The sequence below is a fragment of the Streptomyces coeruleofuscus genome (genome assembly GCF_039532725.1).
Lineage (GTDB): Bacteria > Actinomycetota > Actinomycetes > Streptomycetales > Streptomycetaceae > Streptomyces > Streptomyces coeruleofuscus.
Genome location: NZ_BAAASE010000001.1, coordinates 559,442 through 574,388 on the forward strand (window position 1 = coordinate 559,442; position 14,947 = coordinate 574,388).

The following is a 14,947-nucleotide window of genomic DNA, read 5'->3' on the forward strand; positions in this document are numbered from 1 at the left end:
GTCAGCGGATCGGCGCGTAGATCACCCCCAGCTTGTCGATCTCCCCGCCCGCGCGGCCCGTGAAGCCCACGATCTGCCAGCCGGACGGGGCCGTGAAGGTCTTCGCGGCGGACGTGGCCGTGCCGGCGGACAGGGTGCGGTTCCTGTCCGTGGTGAAGGACGCCGAGAAGATCCGGGTACGGCCGTCCTTCTGGCCCTGCGTCAGCTTCACCGAGGTCAGGTGCTCGCCCGGGGCCAGTGTCAGCGAGGTCGCCGTGCCGCCCGTGCCGCCGTGGGCCAGGGTCGTACCGCCGTCGTGGGTCAGGGACACCCCGTCCAGGCGGTTGGCGCCGCGCAGGGTGAGGGTGCGGGGAGCGGGGGTCGCCGGCAGGTCGTCCGCGTCGTTGAAGGCCGTGCCGTGCGGGCCGCCGAAGAAGTCGCTCGCGCGCAGGGACGAGTTGAGCGTGTAGGAGAAGTCGACCGCGTGCGGGAAGTGGTCGGAGAGGTGCTTGCCGTCCGAGCGGAGGAATGCTTTCCAGTCGTTGGCGTAGCGGGTCGCGGTGAGCGTCAGCAGCTCGCTGCCCCGGTAGAGGACCTTGTCCACGACCTCGCAGTCGTTCGCCGGCGCCGCTTGGTCACAGACCAGCGCGTCGCTGCCCTGGGCCGGGGGCGTACCGCCCTTCACCAGCTTCACCCAGGCGTCCGTCAGGCCGTTCTCGGACAGCAGGGTGCGGATGTTGTCGCCGGTGCGGGTGTACCGCGTGTTGGTGTCCCCCATGACGATCACCGCGTTGCCCGCCGAGTTGGCCTGGATGAAGGCGGAGAGCTGCTCGACGTTGGCCCGGCGGGCGGCCAGCGCGTCGTCGGTCGAGTCGGCGTTGGTGTGGACGTTGTACAGGTCGACGAAGACGCCCTCCGCGAGCCTCACCCGCGCCAGCGAAAAGCCTTTGGGCGTCAGGCAGTTGGTGCCGGTGCAGTTGTTCCACTTGACCCGCTGGAAGTCCTCGAAGGGGTGGTCCGAGAGGGTGTTGAGCCCGTCACCGAACGCCGCGCCACCGCTGGTCGCCGTGCGGTGGGGGTGTTTGTCGTTGGCGTACAGCGAGGCGTGGTAGTTGAAGTCCTCCTGCACGTTCACGATGTCGTACGGGCCGAGCCGCTGCCCGATCAGCGGGGTGTTGGTCTCGGGGTCGCTGTCGCCGAGCCCGAGGGGGAGGCCCGCGATGTTGTACGTCAGCACGTCGAAGGAGCCTGACTCAGCGGCGGCGGCGGGCGTCGCGGAGGTCGCGGTCAGTCCGGTGAGGGTCAGGGCGGCAGCGGCGAGGACGCCGAGGAGTCGTCTCATGGTGGGGGTGTCTCCGGTCAGGGGGAAGCGGAGCGGAACATGAACGGTGTTCAGATTTGATGTCAACCAGTGTGGCTGACAAGGCCAGTTGGGGAAACAGTGAGAGACGAGGTGATCCGCCGCTCCGGGGTCGCCCGCCGATCACCCCTCGGTCGTTCAACGTTCACATTGTGCCCCGATCCTCCACACGCGGCGCGGTCACGCGCCGCGGAAGGCAGCCGCGGACGGCAGCGGCACACAGGAGGCGCTTCATGGGACACGGGCACGCACACGGCCATCACCACCACGGGCACGACCACGCACACGAGGCCGCGCCGGCCCTGCCTGCCGCCTTCGACACCTCCGTACCCGACGAGGCCCTCACCCCCGAGCAGCGCTCGCGCCGCTCGCTGCTGCGCCGCGCCGGCCTGCTCGGCGCGGGCCTGGCGGCCGGGAGCGTCCTCGCTCCGGCGACGCCCGCCGCAGCCTCTTCCGCCGCCGCCTCGTCCACCGGCCGCCGCAGGGACGGCTTCCTCTGGCTCGCCGGCGACCACCACATCCACACCCAGTACAGCAACGACGGCAAGTATCGCGTCGTCGACCAGGTCCGCCAGGGCGCCAGGCACGGCATGGACTGGCTGGTCATCACCGACCACGGCAACGCCACGCACGCGAAGATCGGCGTCGAGAAGGTCAACCCGGACATCCGCGAGGCCCGCGACGCCTACCAGGACACCCTCGTCTTCCAGGGCCTGGAGTGGAACATCCCGGCCGCCGAACACGGCACGGTCTTCGTGCACCCCGGCAGGAACGAGGTCGCCGTCCTCAAGCAGTTCGAGACCGACTACGACGGCAGCGTCAAGGGCGCCTCCGACTCCACGCCCGCCAACGAGGCACTCGCCGTCGCCGGCCTGACCTTCCTCGCCGACCAGGTCAGGCGGCGCAAGGTCAAGGACGCGCTGATGCTCGCCAACCACCCGGCGCGGCGCGGCGTCGACTCCCCGCACGAGATCCGCGCCTGGCGCGACGCGACCGGCACCCGGCACCGGATCGCCGTCGGCTTCGAGGGCGCCCCCGGCCACCAGGCCGCCGGCCTGCCCGCCCCGCTCGGCATGGCCCGCGCCCGCGGCATCTACGACAACAACCCCAGCGCCAACTCCTTCCCCGGCTACCCGCCGGAGAGCTACCGCACCTGGGGCGGATTCGACTGGATGACCGCCACCGTCGGCGGCCTGTGGGACAGCCTCCTCGCCGAGGGCAAACCCTGGTGGATCACCGCCAACTCCGACTCCCACCAGGTCTACGCCGACACCGCCGTGCGCGGCGGCCCTGACAGCGACTACGCGGCGGGCGGCAAGCACACCGACCCGGTCTACGGCGGGAAGATCGACCTCACCCAGGGCGACTACTGGCCCGGCCAGTACAGCCGTACCCACGTGGGCGCCGACGGCTTCTCGTACGCCGCCGTGATGGACGGCATCCGTGCCGGCCGCATCTGGGTCGACCACGGGCAGCTCGTCAGCGCCCTGGACGTGCGCGTGACGGGCGGCGGCCGCTGGGCCACGCTCGGCGGCGCGCTGCACGTGAAGAAGGGCACGAAGGTCACGCTGACCGTCGACGTCGCCCCGGCCGGCGGCCCCAACTGGGCCGGATTCGTCCCCGAACTGGCCCGCGTCGACGTCATCCAGGGCGATGTGACGGGCCCGGTCGCCGACCGGGACACCTTCACCGCCCCGACCGCGAAGGTCGTCAAGGCGTACGACGTCGGCAAGACCACCGGCGTCATCCGCCTGACCTTCGAACTCGGCCGCGTGGAACGGCCCGTGTACGTCCGGCTGCGCGGCACCGACGGCAACCGGTCCGCCGTCGGCGCGATGGGCGCGGCCGTCGACCCGGCCGGCCCGGCCCTCGACGTCGTCGGCGACGCGGACCCGTGGCGCGACCTGTGGTTCTACTCCAACCCCGTGTGGGTCCTGCCCTCGTGACGCCGTACGCCCTCACCGTGGACGCGGGGGTCAGGGAGCTGCGCGCGGCCGACCACCTGCTGCACGCCCTGGCCGCCGAACTCGCCCTGCCCGAGGACGCTTTCGGCTGCACCCACCTGGTGCGCGGCGAACGGCCCCGCGTCGTCCTGTCCCTCGCCCTGCCCTCGGAGCCGCTCCGGCGCACCGCCCTGGAGCGGCTCACGGGCCTGGGCCACGAGGTGCTGCCCGGCGTACCGGACCCGGTGGGGCGCGCGGTGCTCTACCCGGGCGTCACCTCGCTCACCGGCACGCTGACGGTCGCGGACGTGCTGTCCAGGTCCGCGATCGACCGCGTGACCGTCCTCGGCACGCCGGACCGGCCCGGCCCCGGCACCCCGCTGACGACACGGGACCACGTGCGCCCGCAGTGGCAGGACGGCGCACTCGTCCAGACCGCCATGCCCGCCGCGGGCGGGACCCTCGTGCCCTTCGAGGTCCCCGACCCGACACCGTGCTGCGCGGACCACTGACGCCGGTCAGGACTGCCGCAGCAGCATCAGGTCCTCGCCCCAGGAGTCGAGGACCCGGCCGTGACCGGCCCGGCGCGCCCCTTCCTCGATGCCGGCGAAGAGGGCCCGCTGGGTGGGCGGGTCGCCGTCGGCCAGGATGCGGCGGACGACCGGCAGGAGCCGGCCCGCGTCCCACCGGGGCTCGCCCAGCGGCTGCCGCTCAAGCTCCCACTGGAGGTACTTGTTGTAGGGCCGGACGCGGCGGTGCAGGGCGAAGAGCACCTCCAGGGCGTAGGGGACGGACTCGGCGGCGTCCAGGTGGCCCATGGCGGGGCGGCCGTCACGGTAGCTCTTCAGGGAGCGGTAGGTCTGGTTGACGTACGCGTCGAGCCAGCCGTCGACGGCGGCCCGCGCCTCGTCGGCGCCGAGTGTCCGCTTCTCGTCGAGGATCCGGGCGATGGTCCCGTCGAGCCGGTCGAGCAGCACCTCGGCGTGGACGTAGGAGTAGCGCGCGAAGCTGTCCGGGCGGCCGGGCATGCCGCGCGTGCGGAACTCCGCCAGCGGAATGACCACGAGGTCCAGGTGGGCGGAGCGGAACCAGTCCAACTCGGCGATCGGCGAGGCGTGCTGATCCTTCAGGATCACGTGCAGGTCGTAGTCGGAGTGGACTGTCGGCATGCCCTCGTGGACCCGGGAGCCGCTGAGGACCAGGCCGGCGACGCCGGGATCGGCGGCCGCCCGTGCGGTGAAGGCGGCCAGGGTGTCGTCAGGAGTGTCGCCCAGGACGATGGTCATGTTGATCTCTGCGACCTCACAGTGTGGACGCTACCCCTTCCTCACCGCACACTGGTATCGCTTTTCGCAGGCCTGCGGGTTGAGCCCGAGCCGTGAGGTCGCCGGGGAGCCGGACAGCGGGGACACGGGGGAGACGGCATGACGCACGGCGCGGCGCGGCGCGAGGACGTCGCCGACGAGGGCTTACCCGGCACCCGCCCCTTGTGGCGGCAGCGCGACTTCGGCATCTTCTGGGCCGCACAGACCCTCTCCGTGCTCGGCGACTCCTTCGCGCTGATCGCCCTGCCCCTGCTGGTGCTGGAGGCCACGGGTTCGGTCGCGCGGATGGGTCTGCTGACGGCGGTGGGCGGGGCGGCCTCGGTCGTGGCGGCGGTGTTCGCCGGGGCCGTGGTGGACCGGGTGGACCGGCGCCGGCTGCTCATCGCCTGCGACCTCGTGCGCATGGGGCTGTACGGGGTGGTCCCGCTGGTGTGGCTGTTCGGCCCACAGATCTGGCTGCTGTACGTGGTGCTGCCGCTGTGCGAGGCCGTCGGCATGCTGTTCGCGGTCGGCTACGTCACGGTCGTGCGCGGCCTGGTCGGCACTGGACAACTCACCGAGGCCAACGGCCGGTTGAACGCGACGGCCGCCGGCGCGGGCGTCCTCGGTCCGCTGTGCGCGGGAGTGGTCGCCGCCTGGTCCGGCCCGGCCGCGGCGGTCGGAGTGGACGCCGCCAGCTTCGGTGTGTCGGCCGCGTGCCTGTTCTTCGTACGGTTCCGGACGCGCACACCGGACGAGGGGCCGGGGCAGCACAAGGGTGAGCGCACCGGCCTGTGGCAGGACCTGCGCACCGGCGTCGCCTTCCTCCACGGCCACCCCGTGCTGCGCTCGCTCACCGCCCTGCTGTTCGTCTTCAGTTTCCTCACGCTCGGCCTGAACGACCTGGTCATCTACCACCTCAAGCACGATCTCGGCCATGACGACGGCACGGTCGGCACCGTCATGGCGGTCGGCGCGCTCGGCACCATCACCGGTGCCCTGCTCGTGGCCCGGTTCCGTCGCCGTCTCGGCTTCGGGCCCACGTGGACCGGCTCGGTCGCGGTGTGCGGGCTGGCCTTCGCGGGTCTCGGCTGGGCCCGTGACGTGCCGGTCGTCGCGGCCCTGAGCGCCGCGTTCCTCGCCTGCGCCGGCATGGCGGGCACCTGCTCGATGTCGCTGCGCCAGGAGGTCACCCCCGAGCACCTCCTGGGCCGCGTCACCTCCGCCTTCTGGACGCTTCAGTACGCGGCGGCACCGATCGGCGCGGCCGTGCTGACCTGGGCCGCCGAGGAACAGGGCACGGCCCCGGTGGCCCTGGCCGCCGGAGCCACCTGCGTCCTGCTCGCCGTGACCGCCCTGTTCACCCCGATCCGCGGGTCGGGCCGCGACCTCAAGGGCTGACCCCGCGGGTCCGGCCGGTCACCCGTTGACCCCGCTGTAGTGCCGCAGACTCCACCCCCACAGCAGCCGGGAGCCCAAGTACGCCAGCAGCCCGAGCAGCGGTGACGCCGCCGCCAGCCAGAACGGCACCCCCGTCGTGTGGCCGTGGCCGGTCAGGACCGCCGCCGGGAAGTAGGCGACGAACGCGAGCGGCAGACCGTAGGTCAGGAGGCCGCCCACCGCCTTGGGGAGGACGTTCAGCGGGTAACTGCCGAACGTGCCGAGGAGTTCCTCCAGCCAGCGGCCCCATTGGTCGGCGGCCGGGAAGCGCAGAGCAGCGCTGGCCACGACCGTGAACAGGGCCGCCTCCAGGAGCATGCCGCCGAGCACGGCCGCGATCAGGTACGTGATGCGGCCCGCCGTCCAGTCCAGCTCGCTGCGGGACAGCGCCCCCACCATCAGACCGGCCGCGACCGTGAGGTCCCCGATGGCGTTGGTGGGGAAGAAGGCCAGCTGCATCTGCCGGTGGACCGGCATCGGGCGCATCAGGTAGATGTCGACCCGGCCTTCCTGAATCTGCCGGCCGGCCCAGTGCATCCGTCCCAGGAACAGCACGAACAGCCCGTGCGCCAGCATGCGGGTCGCCGGGATCAGCAGCACGTCCGAGCTGTCCCAGCCGCCCATCCCGGCGAACCGGGACAGCAGCACCGTGGCGAACACGATCACCGACACCTGCCAGATCGCCCCGATCGCGATCATCAGCAGGAACTCGGTGCGGTACTCCATCTGCGCGCGGAAGTTGAGCGCCGTGACGCGCCACACGATCCGCAGAGCCTTCACCGACATCTCAGCCTCCCTGCGAGATCACGCGCCGGGCGGCCCGCCGCCACAGCAGCCGGGTGAACAGCGCCAGCACCACGACCCACGCGGCCTGGACGGAGAGCTGGAAGGCCGCGTCGGACAGGGGGATCCGCCCCACGTACAGCGACAGCGGCACGCTCAGCGTCGCCTGGAAGGGCAGGAAGGCGCTCATCGTCACGAACCAGTCCGGGAAGAACCACAGCGGCGCGTACACCCCGGACAGCAGGTTCTGCGCGAACATCAGGATGAGCATCGCGGCGGTGTTGCGGACCGTCCAGAAGCACAACTGGTCGAGCACGAGCATGACGTAGTACAGGACCCACTGGCCCAGCAGCATGCTCAGCACGAACACCCCGGCCACCGCGGCCGAACCGGGCGGCTCGACGACCCCCGCCGCCAGGCAGATGACGTATCCCGTCAGCGCCCACGCGAGCCCGTACAACTGCTCGCCGGCGGCCCGCAGGGCGTAGTAGCGCTGCGGCGGCAGCGGACGCAGGTACCAGTAGACGATGGTGCCGAAGTGCATGTGCTGGAGGACGGTGTCCCGGCCCGCGTACTGGTCCAGCTCCCGCAGCCGGGACGCCAGTACGGCCAGCACGGCGTAGGTCACCGCCTGGTCGCGGCTCAGCCCTGCGGTCGTGCCGGTCTGCGCGTACAGGCCCCGCCACAGCGACCAGACCAGCACCACCTGAACGGTCAGCCGGAGCGCGACGGCGGTCATCCGGGGCGGGGCGTTGAGCTCGCCGAGCGGGGTGACGCGGGCGGAGCGCCAGGCGTGCGGCGCGGCCACGTCAGACCTCCCCGGCGTGCACGTACGCGGCCCGCATCACGTCTTCCAGGTCCGCCTCGTCCAGGGCGATGTCCGTCACCTCGAACCGCTCGATGACGGCCTTCAGCGCCTGGTGGACGGTGGGCGCGTCCGCCCCGTCGGGGCCGAAGACGACCTGCGCGCCGCTGTGCCGCAGCAGCGTGATGCCGGGCGGCGGCACGACCTCGGCGTGCGCGTCGGCGAGTGTGGCCCGCACCTGCCAGGTCGAGCCGAACTCGCGGCGGATCTCGTCGAGGGTGCCGTCCAGGACCAGCCGGCCGTGGTTGACCAGCACCACCCGCTCGGCGAGCCGCTCGACCTCGGTCATGTCGTGCGTGGTCAGCAGCACCGTACGGCCGCGCTGTTCCACCTGGTGGCGCAGGAACTCCCGTACCTGTTCCTTGACCACCACGTCCATGCCGATCGTCGGCTCGTCCAGGAACACCACCGGCGGGTCGTGCAGCAGGGCGGCGGCCAGATCGCTGCGCACCCGCTGGCCCAGGGAGAGGTGGCGGACCCGGGTGTCCCAGAAGGACGACAGGTCCAGGATGTCGTCGAACTCCTTCAGCCGGGCGGCGTGTTCGGCCTTCGGCACCTCGTAGATGTCCCGCAGGATCGCGAACGACTCGCGCACCGGCAGGTCCCACCACAGCTGCGTACGCTGCCCGAACACCGCCCCGACGTTACGGGCGTTGCGCTCCCGCTCCCGGTACGGCACCACGCCCGCGACCCGGGCCTCGCCGGACGTGGGCGTGAGGATGCCGGTCAGCACCTTGATGGTGGTGGACTTGCCGGCGCCGTTCGGGCCGAGCAGGGCGAGGAGTTCGCCCTGGGACACGTCGAAGGTGATGTCGGAGACGGCGTGCTTGGCCACCCGCTCCGGATTGACCAGTGATCTGACGGCGCCCAGGAAGCCGGGGCGGCGGACGGTGGTGTGGAAGGTGCGGGACAGCCCCCGGACCTCGATGGCGGCACTCAAACGGCTCACCGACTTCCTCGCGGGGAAAGCAGGTGCGGCCGGTCGGCTTCGAGGGCCGACCGGCCGCGGATGACGTCCCGACCCTGTCGGAATGTCGATCAATGGGTCAATCGATTAATCGAGTTCTTACATCGATTTCTTACCTGGTGGTCGAGAACACGAACGCGAACTCCGCCGGCTCGGCCTTCAGGAAGTACTGCGGCAGCGGACCCGGGCCGCACGACTGCGAGCCGATGCCGTGCTGCCCGTGGTCGAGGTTGACCCACACCGTGTCGCCGGGCGTGAGGTCGGTGCGGTGCCGGGCCGCGTCCAGCTGCTCGGTGGTCCAGCGCCGGGCGGTGAACCAGAACTCCGGATCGCCCTCGATCCGCAGACCGCCGAACTCCACCCAGCGGACGTCGGCGCGGGCGCCGTTCTCCTGCGGGCGGACGTACGGCGTCTGGAGCCGGTCCACGGTCGACTGCCAGCGGCCCACCATGGACGCCGTCCGGGTGTCTGGGTACGCCTCGCCCGGACCGCCGCCGAACCACTCGACCCGGTCGGCCTCCGACAGCCCGAAGCGGACGCCGAGCCGGGGCAGCGGCAGCGTCCAGCCGCCTTCCGGCGTCACGGACACGGTCAGCCGCAGCCGCTCGCCGTCGGACGTCCAGCGGTACACCGTGTCCAGGCCCACCTCGCGGGCGGCGGGCGCCACCCGGGTGCGGACCGTCAGCGCGTCGTCGCCCGCCTCGACCGATACCAGGCGGTGCCGCATGCGGTGCAGGCCGAGCGTGCGCCACAGCATCCCGTAGCGGGTGTCGGTCTGCCACTCCGCGCCGTCGTCGTTGTCGGTCGGCGCCCGCCACACGTCCAGCCGCGGGGCGCTCACCCCGACGCCGCCGATCGACCGCAGCGCACCGGTGCGGGCGTCGAACGCGGCCGGGCCGAGCGTGAAGCGGTCCCCGTCGCGCACGGGCCGGTCGGTCGCGGGGAAGGTCGGCAGCGGCCGTGCCCCCGCGGCGAACTGCCCCCAGGCCACGACGTGGTCCTTCGCGGCCCACAGCGTGTTGTCGGCGAGCAGCGCCCGCACGGTCCACTGGCGTTCGCCGCCGCGGCCGTCCACGGGCGGCTCCGGCAGCTTCACCTCGGCGCTCTCGCCCGGCGCCAGCGCCGGCACCGACAGCGAACCCGACTCGACCGTCTCGCCGTCCACCTGGCACGACCACTCGAAGGCCAGGGCGGACAGGTCGGCGAAGTCCTGCTTGTTGGTGATCCGCACGATGCCGTTCGCGCCGTCGCCCTCGATGTGGACCGGCTCGATGACCTTCTTGTACTCCACGAGGCCCGGCGACGGCGTCCGGTCCGGGAAGACCAGCCCGTCGCAGACGAAGTTGCCGTCGTGCAGCTCCTCCCCGAAGTCACCGCCGTAGGCGTAGCCCAGCTCGGGGTGCTTGACGCCGTGGTCGATCCACTCCCAGATGAAGCCGCCCTGGAGCCGCTCGTGCTTCTCGAACAGCTCCTGGTAGTCGGCGAGGCCGCCCGGGCCGTTGCCCATGGCGTGCCCGTACTCGCACTGGATGAACGGCAGCTCGCGGCGCTTGCGGGTGCCGCCGTCGAGCCGCTGCCCGATCTTGTCGACCTCGTCGTGGAAGGCGTACATCCGCGAGTAGACGTCCGTGTCGCGGCAGTTCCAGTCGCCCTCGTAGTGCACCAGCCGCTCGGGGTCGCGGTCGTGGATCCACTCGGCCATGGCGGTGAGTCCGCGCCCGGTGCCGGCCTCGTTGCCCAGCGACCAGAACACGATCGACGGGTGGTTCTTGTCCCGCTCGACCATCCGCGCGGCACGGTCCAGCAGGGCCGGGGTCCAGCGGTCGTCGTCGACCGGGTTGTCCCGCCAGTCCTGCTCGGTGAAGCCGTGGGTCTCCAGGTCGCACTCGTCGATGACCCACAGGCCGTACTCGTCGCACAGGTCGAGGAAGGCCGGGTGCGGCGGGTAGTGCGAGGTGCGCACGGCGTTGAGGTTGTGCCGCTTCATCAGCAGCACGTCCTCGCGCATGGTCTCCAGGTCGAGCGCGCGGCCCTGCTCGGGGTGCCACTCGTGCCGGTTGACGCCCTTGAAGAGGACGGCCCTGCCGTTGACCTTGATGAGCCCGTCCTCGAGGACGACCGTGCGGAAGCCGATCCGCAGCGGCACCCGCTCGCCCTCGGTGGCCAGCACACCGTCGTAGAGCTTCGGCGTCTCGGCCGTCCACGGCTCGACCGCGACCGTCACCGACTCGCCGGTGGCCACATCGATGCCCAGGCCGGGGACGGTCACCCGCCCGTCGACGTCGGAGTCGACGCGCAGGGTGCCCTCGCCGGTGGTGTGGTCGTAGGAGGCGTGCACGAAGAAGTCGCCCACGCCGCCCGCCGGGCGGTGCAGCAGCGTCACGTCACGGAAGATGCCCGGCAGCCACCACTGGTCCTGGTCCTCCAGGTACGACCCGGCCGACCACTGGTGCACGCGCACGGCCAACACGTTCTCGCCCGGCTTCAGCAGGTGCCCGACGGCGAACTCGTGCGGCAGCCGGGAGCCCTTGAACTCGCCGAGCTCCGTGCCGTTCAGCCACACCCGGGCGCAGGACTCGACACCGTCGAACCGCAGCACCGCCGCGCCGTCCGACGGCCAGTCGGACGGCAGGTCGAAGACGCGCAGATGGTCCCCGGTCGGGTTCTCCGTCGGGACGTGCGGCGGGTCCACCGGGAAGGGGTAGAGGTGGTTGGTGTAGATCGGGGACCCGAACGCCCCGTCGCCCTGGAGTACCCAGTGCCCGGGGACCGTGACCTCGGCCCAGTCCCCGGCCTCGTAGCCCTCCTCGGCGAACGAGTCGTCCTCGGCGTCGATCGTCGCGGACAGCCGGAAGCGCCAGCTGCCGTTCAGGGACAGGGACCGCGCGTCCGAGGACGCGTACCAGGCGCGGGGCGGCAGGGCCCCGCTGCCCGGGGAGACGTCCTCGACGTAGTCGGCGGTGGTGCGGAAAGACATCGGTCTCCTAGCTCAGCCCTTGATGCCGGTCTGTGCGATCCCCTGCACCAGCCAGCGCTGGAGGAAGAGGAAGACGAAGATCAGGGGCAGGATCGAGATGGCGGTGGCCATGAAGATCAGGTGGTAGTTGACGGTCTGGTTCGTCATGTACGACGACAGCGCCACCTGGACTGTCCAGGCACTCGGATCCTGTCCGATGACCAGGGGCCACAGGAAGGCGTTCCAGCCGTTGATGAAGGTGATCGTCGCGATGGCCGCGAAGAAGTTCAGCGAGTTCGGCACGACGATCCGCCAGTAGGCGCCCCAGTAGCCGAGCCCGTCCACGCGCGCTGCCTCCTCCAGTTCCTTGGGGAACCCCAGGAAGTACTGCCGGAACAGGAAGCACGTGAAACCACTGAAGAGGCCCGGGATGATGAGACCCCGGTAACTGTCCACCCAGCCGAGGGACGAGACCAGCACGAAGCTCGGCACGAAGGTGACCGCCGTGGGAACCATCAGGGTGACCAGGACGGCGTAGAACACCTTGTTGGCGTGCTTGTACGGGATCCGGGCGAGTCCGTACCCGGCCATCGAGCAGATCAGCAGGATGCCCGAGGTGTGCAGGACGGCGACGACCACCGAGTTCCACAGGGAACGGGCGAAGTCGACGGTGACGTCGTCGAACGGCTCGCTGAAGTTGCTCCACTGGATGGAGGTGGGGAACCACTTCCACTCCTCGCCCGTGATCTCCGGGTCGGTCATCAGCGCGTTGCGGACGATCAGGTAGAAGGGGATGAGGAAGAGCAGGCCCGCGACTCCGGTCGCGATGTACAGGCCGGTGTTGCCGATGACTCCGCCGCGCTTGACCTTGCCCGGCTCGGCGGTCTTCCTGACGTCGGGTGCTGTGGTGGTCACTTGGTCTCCTCACCCCTTCCGAAGCCCATGATCTTGCCCTGGAAGAGGGTCACGACGCAGATGAGCAGGGTCAGGACGACCGCGCCCGCGCTGCCCGCGCCGTAGTTCTGGTTCTGGCCGAGGGCCATCTTGTAGAGTTCGACCAGCGGCGGCTGTCCCCAGGTGGCCTTGCCGAGCAGGTTGAAGAACTCGTCGAAGGCCTGGTAGGCGGCGATCAGCAGCAGCAGGATCACCGCGGTGGACGTGGCCCGCAGCTGCGGCAGCGTGATGTGCCGGAAGGTCTGCCAGCCCGGCTTGGCGCCGTCGATGGCGGCGGCCTCGTACAGCTCCCGCGGGATGTTCTGCAGCGCCGCGATGAAGAGGATCATGTAGAAGCCCGACTGGAGCCAGAGACGGACGGTCACGATGACCAGCCAGTACCAGGGCGGGTCGGGGTTGGCGAGCCACGCGACGTTGTCGATGCCGAACCAGCCGAGGACGGTGTTGGCCAGGCCGAAGCGGACGCCGTTGAAGATGGACATCTTCCAGATCAGCGCGGCGGCGACATAGCTGACCGCGGTCGGCAGGAAGAACACCGAACGGAAGAACGCCCGCATGAACCGCAGCCGGTTCACCAGCAGGGCGAGTCCCAGCGACATGGCCCAGGTGGCCGGCACGATGAACGCGGCGAACACGGTGAACGTGACGAGGGAGTTCCGGAAGTTCGTGTCCGTCAGGATCTGCTTGTAGTTGTCGAAGCCGACGAACTCGCTCGGCGTCACGGTGAAGCGTGCCTCGAAGAAGCTGAGCCAGATGCTCCAGCCGATGGGCACGAAGACGAAGATCACCAGGCCGATCAGGAACGGGCCGGTGAAGAGCCAGAAGTTGAAGGTGCTGCTCGCCCGCAGGCCCCGCCGCGGCCGGGTCTCGGAGACCTTGGCCGGGGCGGGCTGGGCGACCCCGCGTGTGGTGGTGGTCGACATGTCGAGATCCGTCCGGTGGTCTATCCGAAGAGCTTCTTGAGTTCGGCGTTGACCTTCTTCTCACAGGCGTCGAGCGCGGCCTTCGGGTCGCCGTTCTTGCGGACGGTGTTGGCGATCACGTCCCAGAACGCGGCGATCATGGCCTGCGTCCAGCCGATGTTGTCGAAGTGACCGAACTCGTTGAAGAGCTTGACGCCCTCGGCCGGCAGGCCGGACTTCAGCTTGGTCGCGGACTCGGCGAGCGAGGTGCGCGGCGGGATGTGGAAGCCGTAGGAGGTGGCGAAGTCCTCCTGGTAGTCCTTCTTGTCCAGCCACAGCCACTTGACGTATTCCTTGGCCGCGTCGACGTTCTTGCTCTTGGCGTTGACGAACATCGACCAGCCGCCGTTGTAGACCGACTGCTTGCCGGCCGAGCCGACCTTCGGGAACGGGAAGATTCCGATGTCGTCGCCGAGCGCCTTCTGCATGGCCGGCATGGCCCACATGCCGCACCACTGCATCGCGGTGAGGCCCTGGATGAGGGCGGACGGGTCCCACGAGTCGGCGGGGGCGTCGAGGAGCAGGTTGCCGCTGGTGAAGAGACCGCGCAGCTGCTTGAGGCCCTCGGCGACGGCGTCGGTGTTGAAGGCGGGCTTGTTGTCCGCGGTGAGCGTGTCGGCGCCTGCCGACCAGATCAGCGGCCGGTCCACCGAGGTCAGGTCGTTGCCGAGGAAGAGGCCCTTGACCTTGCTGGTGGTCAGCTTGTCGGCGGCCTCGATCAGCTCCTCGAGCGTGGTCGGCACCTCGATCTTCGCCTTCTCGAACAGCGAGGGCCGGTAGAAGAGGAACTGCGGGTCGTCGATCATCCGGATGCCGTATATCTTGCCGTCGACCGTGTGCGACTTGATGTCGGCCGGGTTGAAGTCGTCCTTGACCGGGCCGAGGATGTCGGTCAGGTCCGCCACCTGTCCGCTCTTGACCATCTGGATCTGCGGGTGGAACTCGAAGACGTCGGGCGCGTTCTTGGTGAGCAGCGCGGCGAAGAGCTTCTGCTCGTAGTTGTTGCCGGTGATCCACTGCGTGGTCACGTTGGCGTCCTTGTACGCCTTCGCGTACCGCTTGACGGCCTGCTCGACGCCGGCCTCGCCGTACGCGTGGAAGTACTGGACGAGGCCGTCGCCCGAACCTCCGCTGCTGCGGCCGGTGTTGCTGCCGCACGCGGCCAGTCCGCCGGCGGCGGCCAGGCCCATCGCGGCCCGCAGTACGTTGCGGCGGTCCCAGTTCATGTTGCTCGATGCCGACATGCTGACGTCCTTGTCTCGAGTGCGGCTGCGGCTCTTCGGCTCACTGCCTGATGGCTCACGGCCCGGGGGGCCTCGCGCCAGATGGCTCAAAGAGGGGTGCGGTGCGGGACGCTAGAGCTTCGGCTAAGGCTTCGGCAAGGGGTTGGACGAAGTCTGTTCGAAGCGTTGTGTCCGGTTCGCGATTTCGAAC

The 14,947-nt window shown here is 70.4% G+C and carries 12 protein-coding genes; 3 read left to right on the plus strand and 9 right to left on the minus strand.

What is annotated here, in order from left to right; translation table 11 throughout:
• Position 1: 1 nt before the first annotated feature.
• Positions 2-1,321 (minus strand): jacalin-like lectin, encoded by a 1,320-nt coding sequence (locus ABFX81_RS02395; RefSeq protein WP_086850759.1) that lies wholly within the window; start codon positions 1,319-1,321, stop codon positions 2-4.
• 251 nt (positions 1,322-1,572) lie between these two features.
• Here ABFX81_RS02395 and ABFX81_RS02400 point away from each other — a divergent pair, with 251 nt between their 5' ends.
• Positions 1,573-3,285 carry a PHP domain-containing protein gene (locus tag ABFX81_RS02400; RefSeq protein ID WP_086850757.1) on the plus strand — a complete coding sequence of 571 codons (1,713 nt, stop codon included), beginning with the start codon at positions 1,573-1,575 and terminating at the stop codon, positions 3,283-3,285.
• Positions 3,267-3,794 carry a hypothetical protein gene (locus ABFX81_RS02405; protein ID WP_346137555.1) on the plus strand — a complete coding sequence of 176 codons (528 nt, stop codon included), beginning with the start codon at positions 3,267-3,269 and terminating at the stop codon, positions 3,792-3,794. Before ABFX81_RS02400 ends, ABFX81_RS02405 begins: the two co-directional genes overlap by 19 nt.
• 6 nt (positions 3,795-3,800) lie before the next feature.
• On the opposite strand, the gene ABFX81_RS02410 is transcribed toward ABFX81_RS02405, so the two are convergent.
• Positions 3,801-4,568, minus strand: coding sequence for a hypothetical protein (locus tag ABFX81_RS02410; protein WP_086850753.1), 768 nt, complete (start codon positions 4,566-4,568; stop codon positions 3,801-3,803).
• A 138-nt stretch (positions 4,569-4,706) separates the two neighbouring features.
• Here ABFX81_RS02410 and ABFX81_RS02415 point away from each other — a divergent pair, with 138 nt between their 5' ends.
• On the plus strand, positions 4,707-5,987 hold the full coding sequence (locus tag ABFX81_RS02415) for an MFS transporter (protein WP_086850751.1): 1,281 nt from the start codon (positions 4,707-4,709) through the stop codon (positions 5,985-5,987).
• Positions 5,988-6,005: 18 nt separating this feature from the next.
• On the opposite strand, the gene ABFX81_RS02420 is transcribed toward ABFX81_RS02415, so the two are convergent.
• The 7 genes from ABFX81_RS02420 to ABFX81_RS02450 form a co-directional block, all read right to left on the minus strand.
• Positions 6,006-6,812 (minus strand): ABC transporter permease, encoded by an 807-nt coding sequence (locus ABFX81_RS02420; protein ID WP_346137556.1) that lies wholly within the window; start codon positions 6,810-6,812, stop codon positions 6,006-6,008.
• A gap of 1 nt (position 6,813) precedes the next feature.
• The gene (locus ABFX81_RS02425) at positions 6,814-7,617 is read right to left on the minus strand and encodes an ABC-2 family transporter protein (RefSeq protein ID WP_086850749.1); all 804 of its coding nucleotides are present in this window, start codon (positions 7,615-7,617) and stop codon (positions 6,814-6,816) included.
• A 1-nt stretch (position 7,618) separates the two neighbouring features.
• Positions 7,619-8,614: an ATP-binding cassette domain-containing protein gene (locus ABFX81_RS02430; RefSeq protein ID WP_086850747.1), complete on the minus strand. Its 996-nt coding sequence runs from the start codon at positions 8,612-8,614 to the stop codon at positions 7,619-7,621.
• A gap of 139 nt (positions 8,615-8,753) precedes the next feature.
• The gene (locus tag ABFX81_RS02435; RefSeq protein ID WP_086850745.1) at positions 8,754-11,618 is read right to left on the minus strand and encodes a glycoside hydrolase family 2 TIM barrel-domain containing protein; all 2,865 of its coding nucleotides are present in this window, start codon (positions 11,616-11,618) and stop codon (positions 8,754-8,756) included.
• A 12-nt stretch (positions 11,619-11,630) separates the two neighbouring features.
• Positions 11,631-12,512: a carbohydrate ABC transporter permease gene (locus ABFX81_RS02440; RefSeq protein ID WP_086850743.1), complete on the minus strand. Its 882-nt coding sequence runs from the start codon at positions 12,510-12,512 to the stop codon at positions 11,631-11,633.
• Positions 12,509-13,474, minus strand: coding sequence for an ABC transporter permease subunit (locus ABFX81_RS02445; protein WP_086850741.1), 966 nt, complete (start codon positions 13,472-13,474; stop codon positions 12,509-12,511). The genes ABFX81_RS02440 and ABFX81_RS02445 overlap by 4 nt, the downstream gene beginning before the upstream one ends.
• A 20-nt stretch (positions 13,475-13,494) precedes the next feature.
• Positions 13,495-14,757: an extracellular solute-binding protein gene (locus ABFX81_RS02450; RefSeq protein ID WP_086850739.1), complete on the minus strand. Its 1,263-nt coding sequence runs from the start codon at positions 14,755-14,757 to the stop codon at positions 13,495-13,497.
• Positions 14,758-14,947 lie beyond the last annotated feature (190 nt).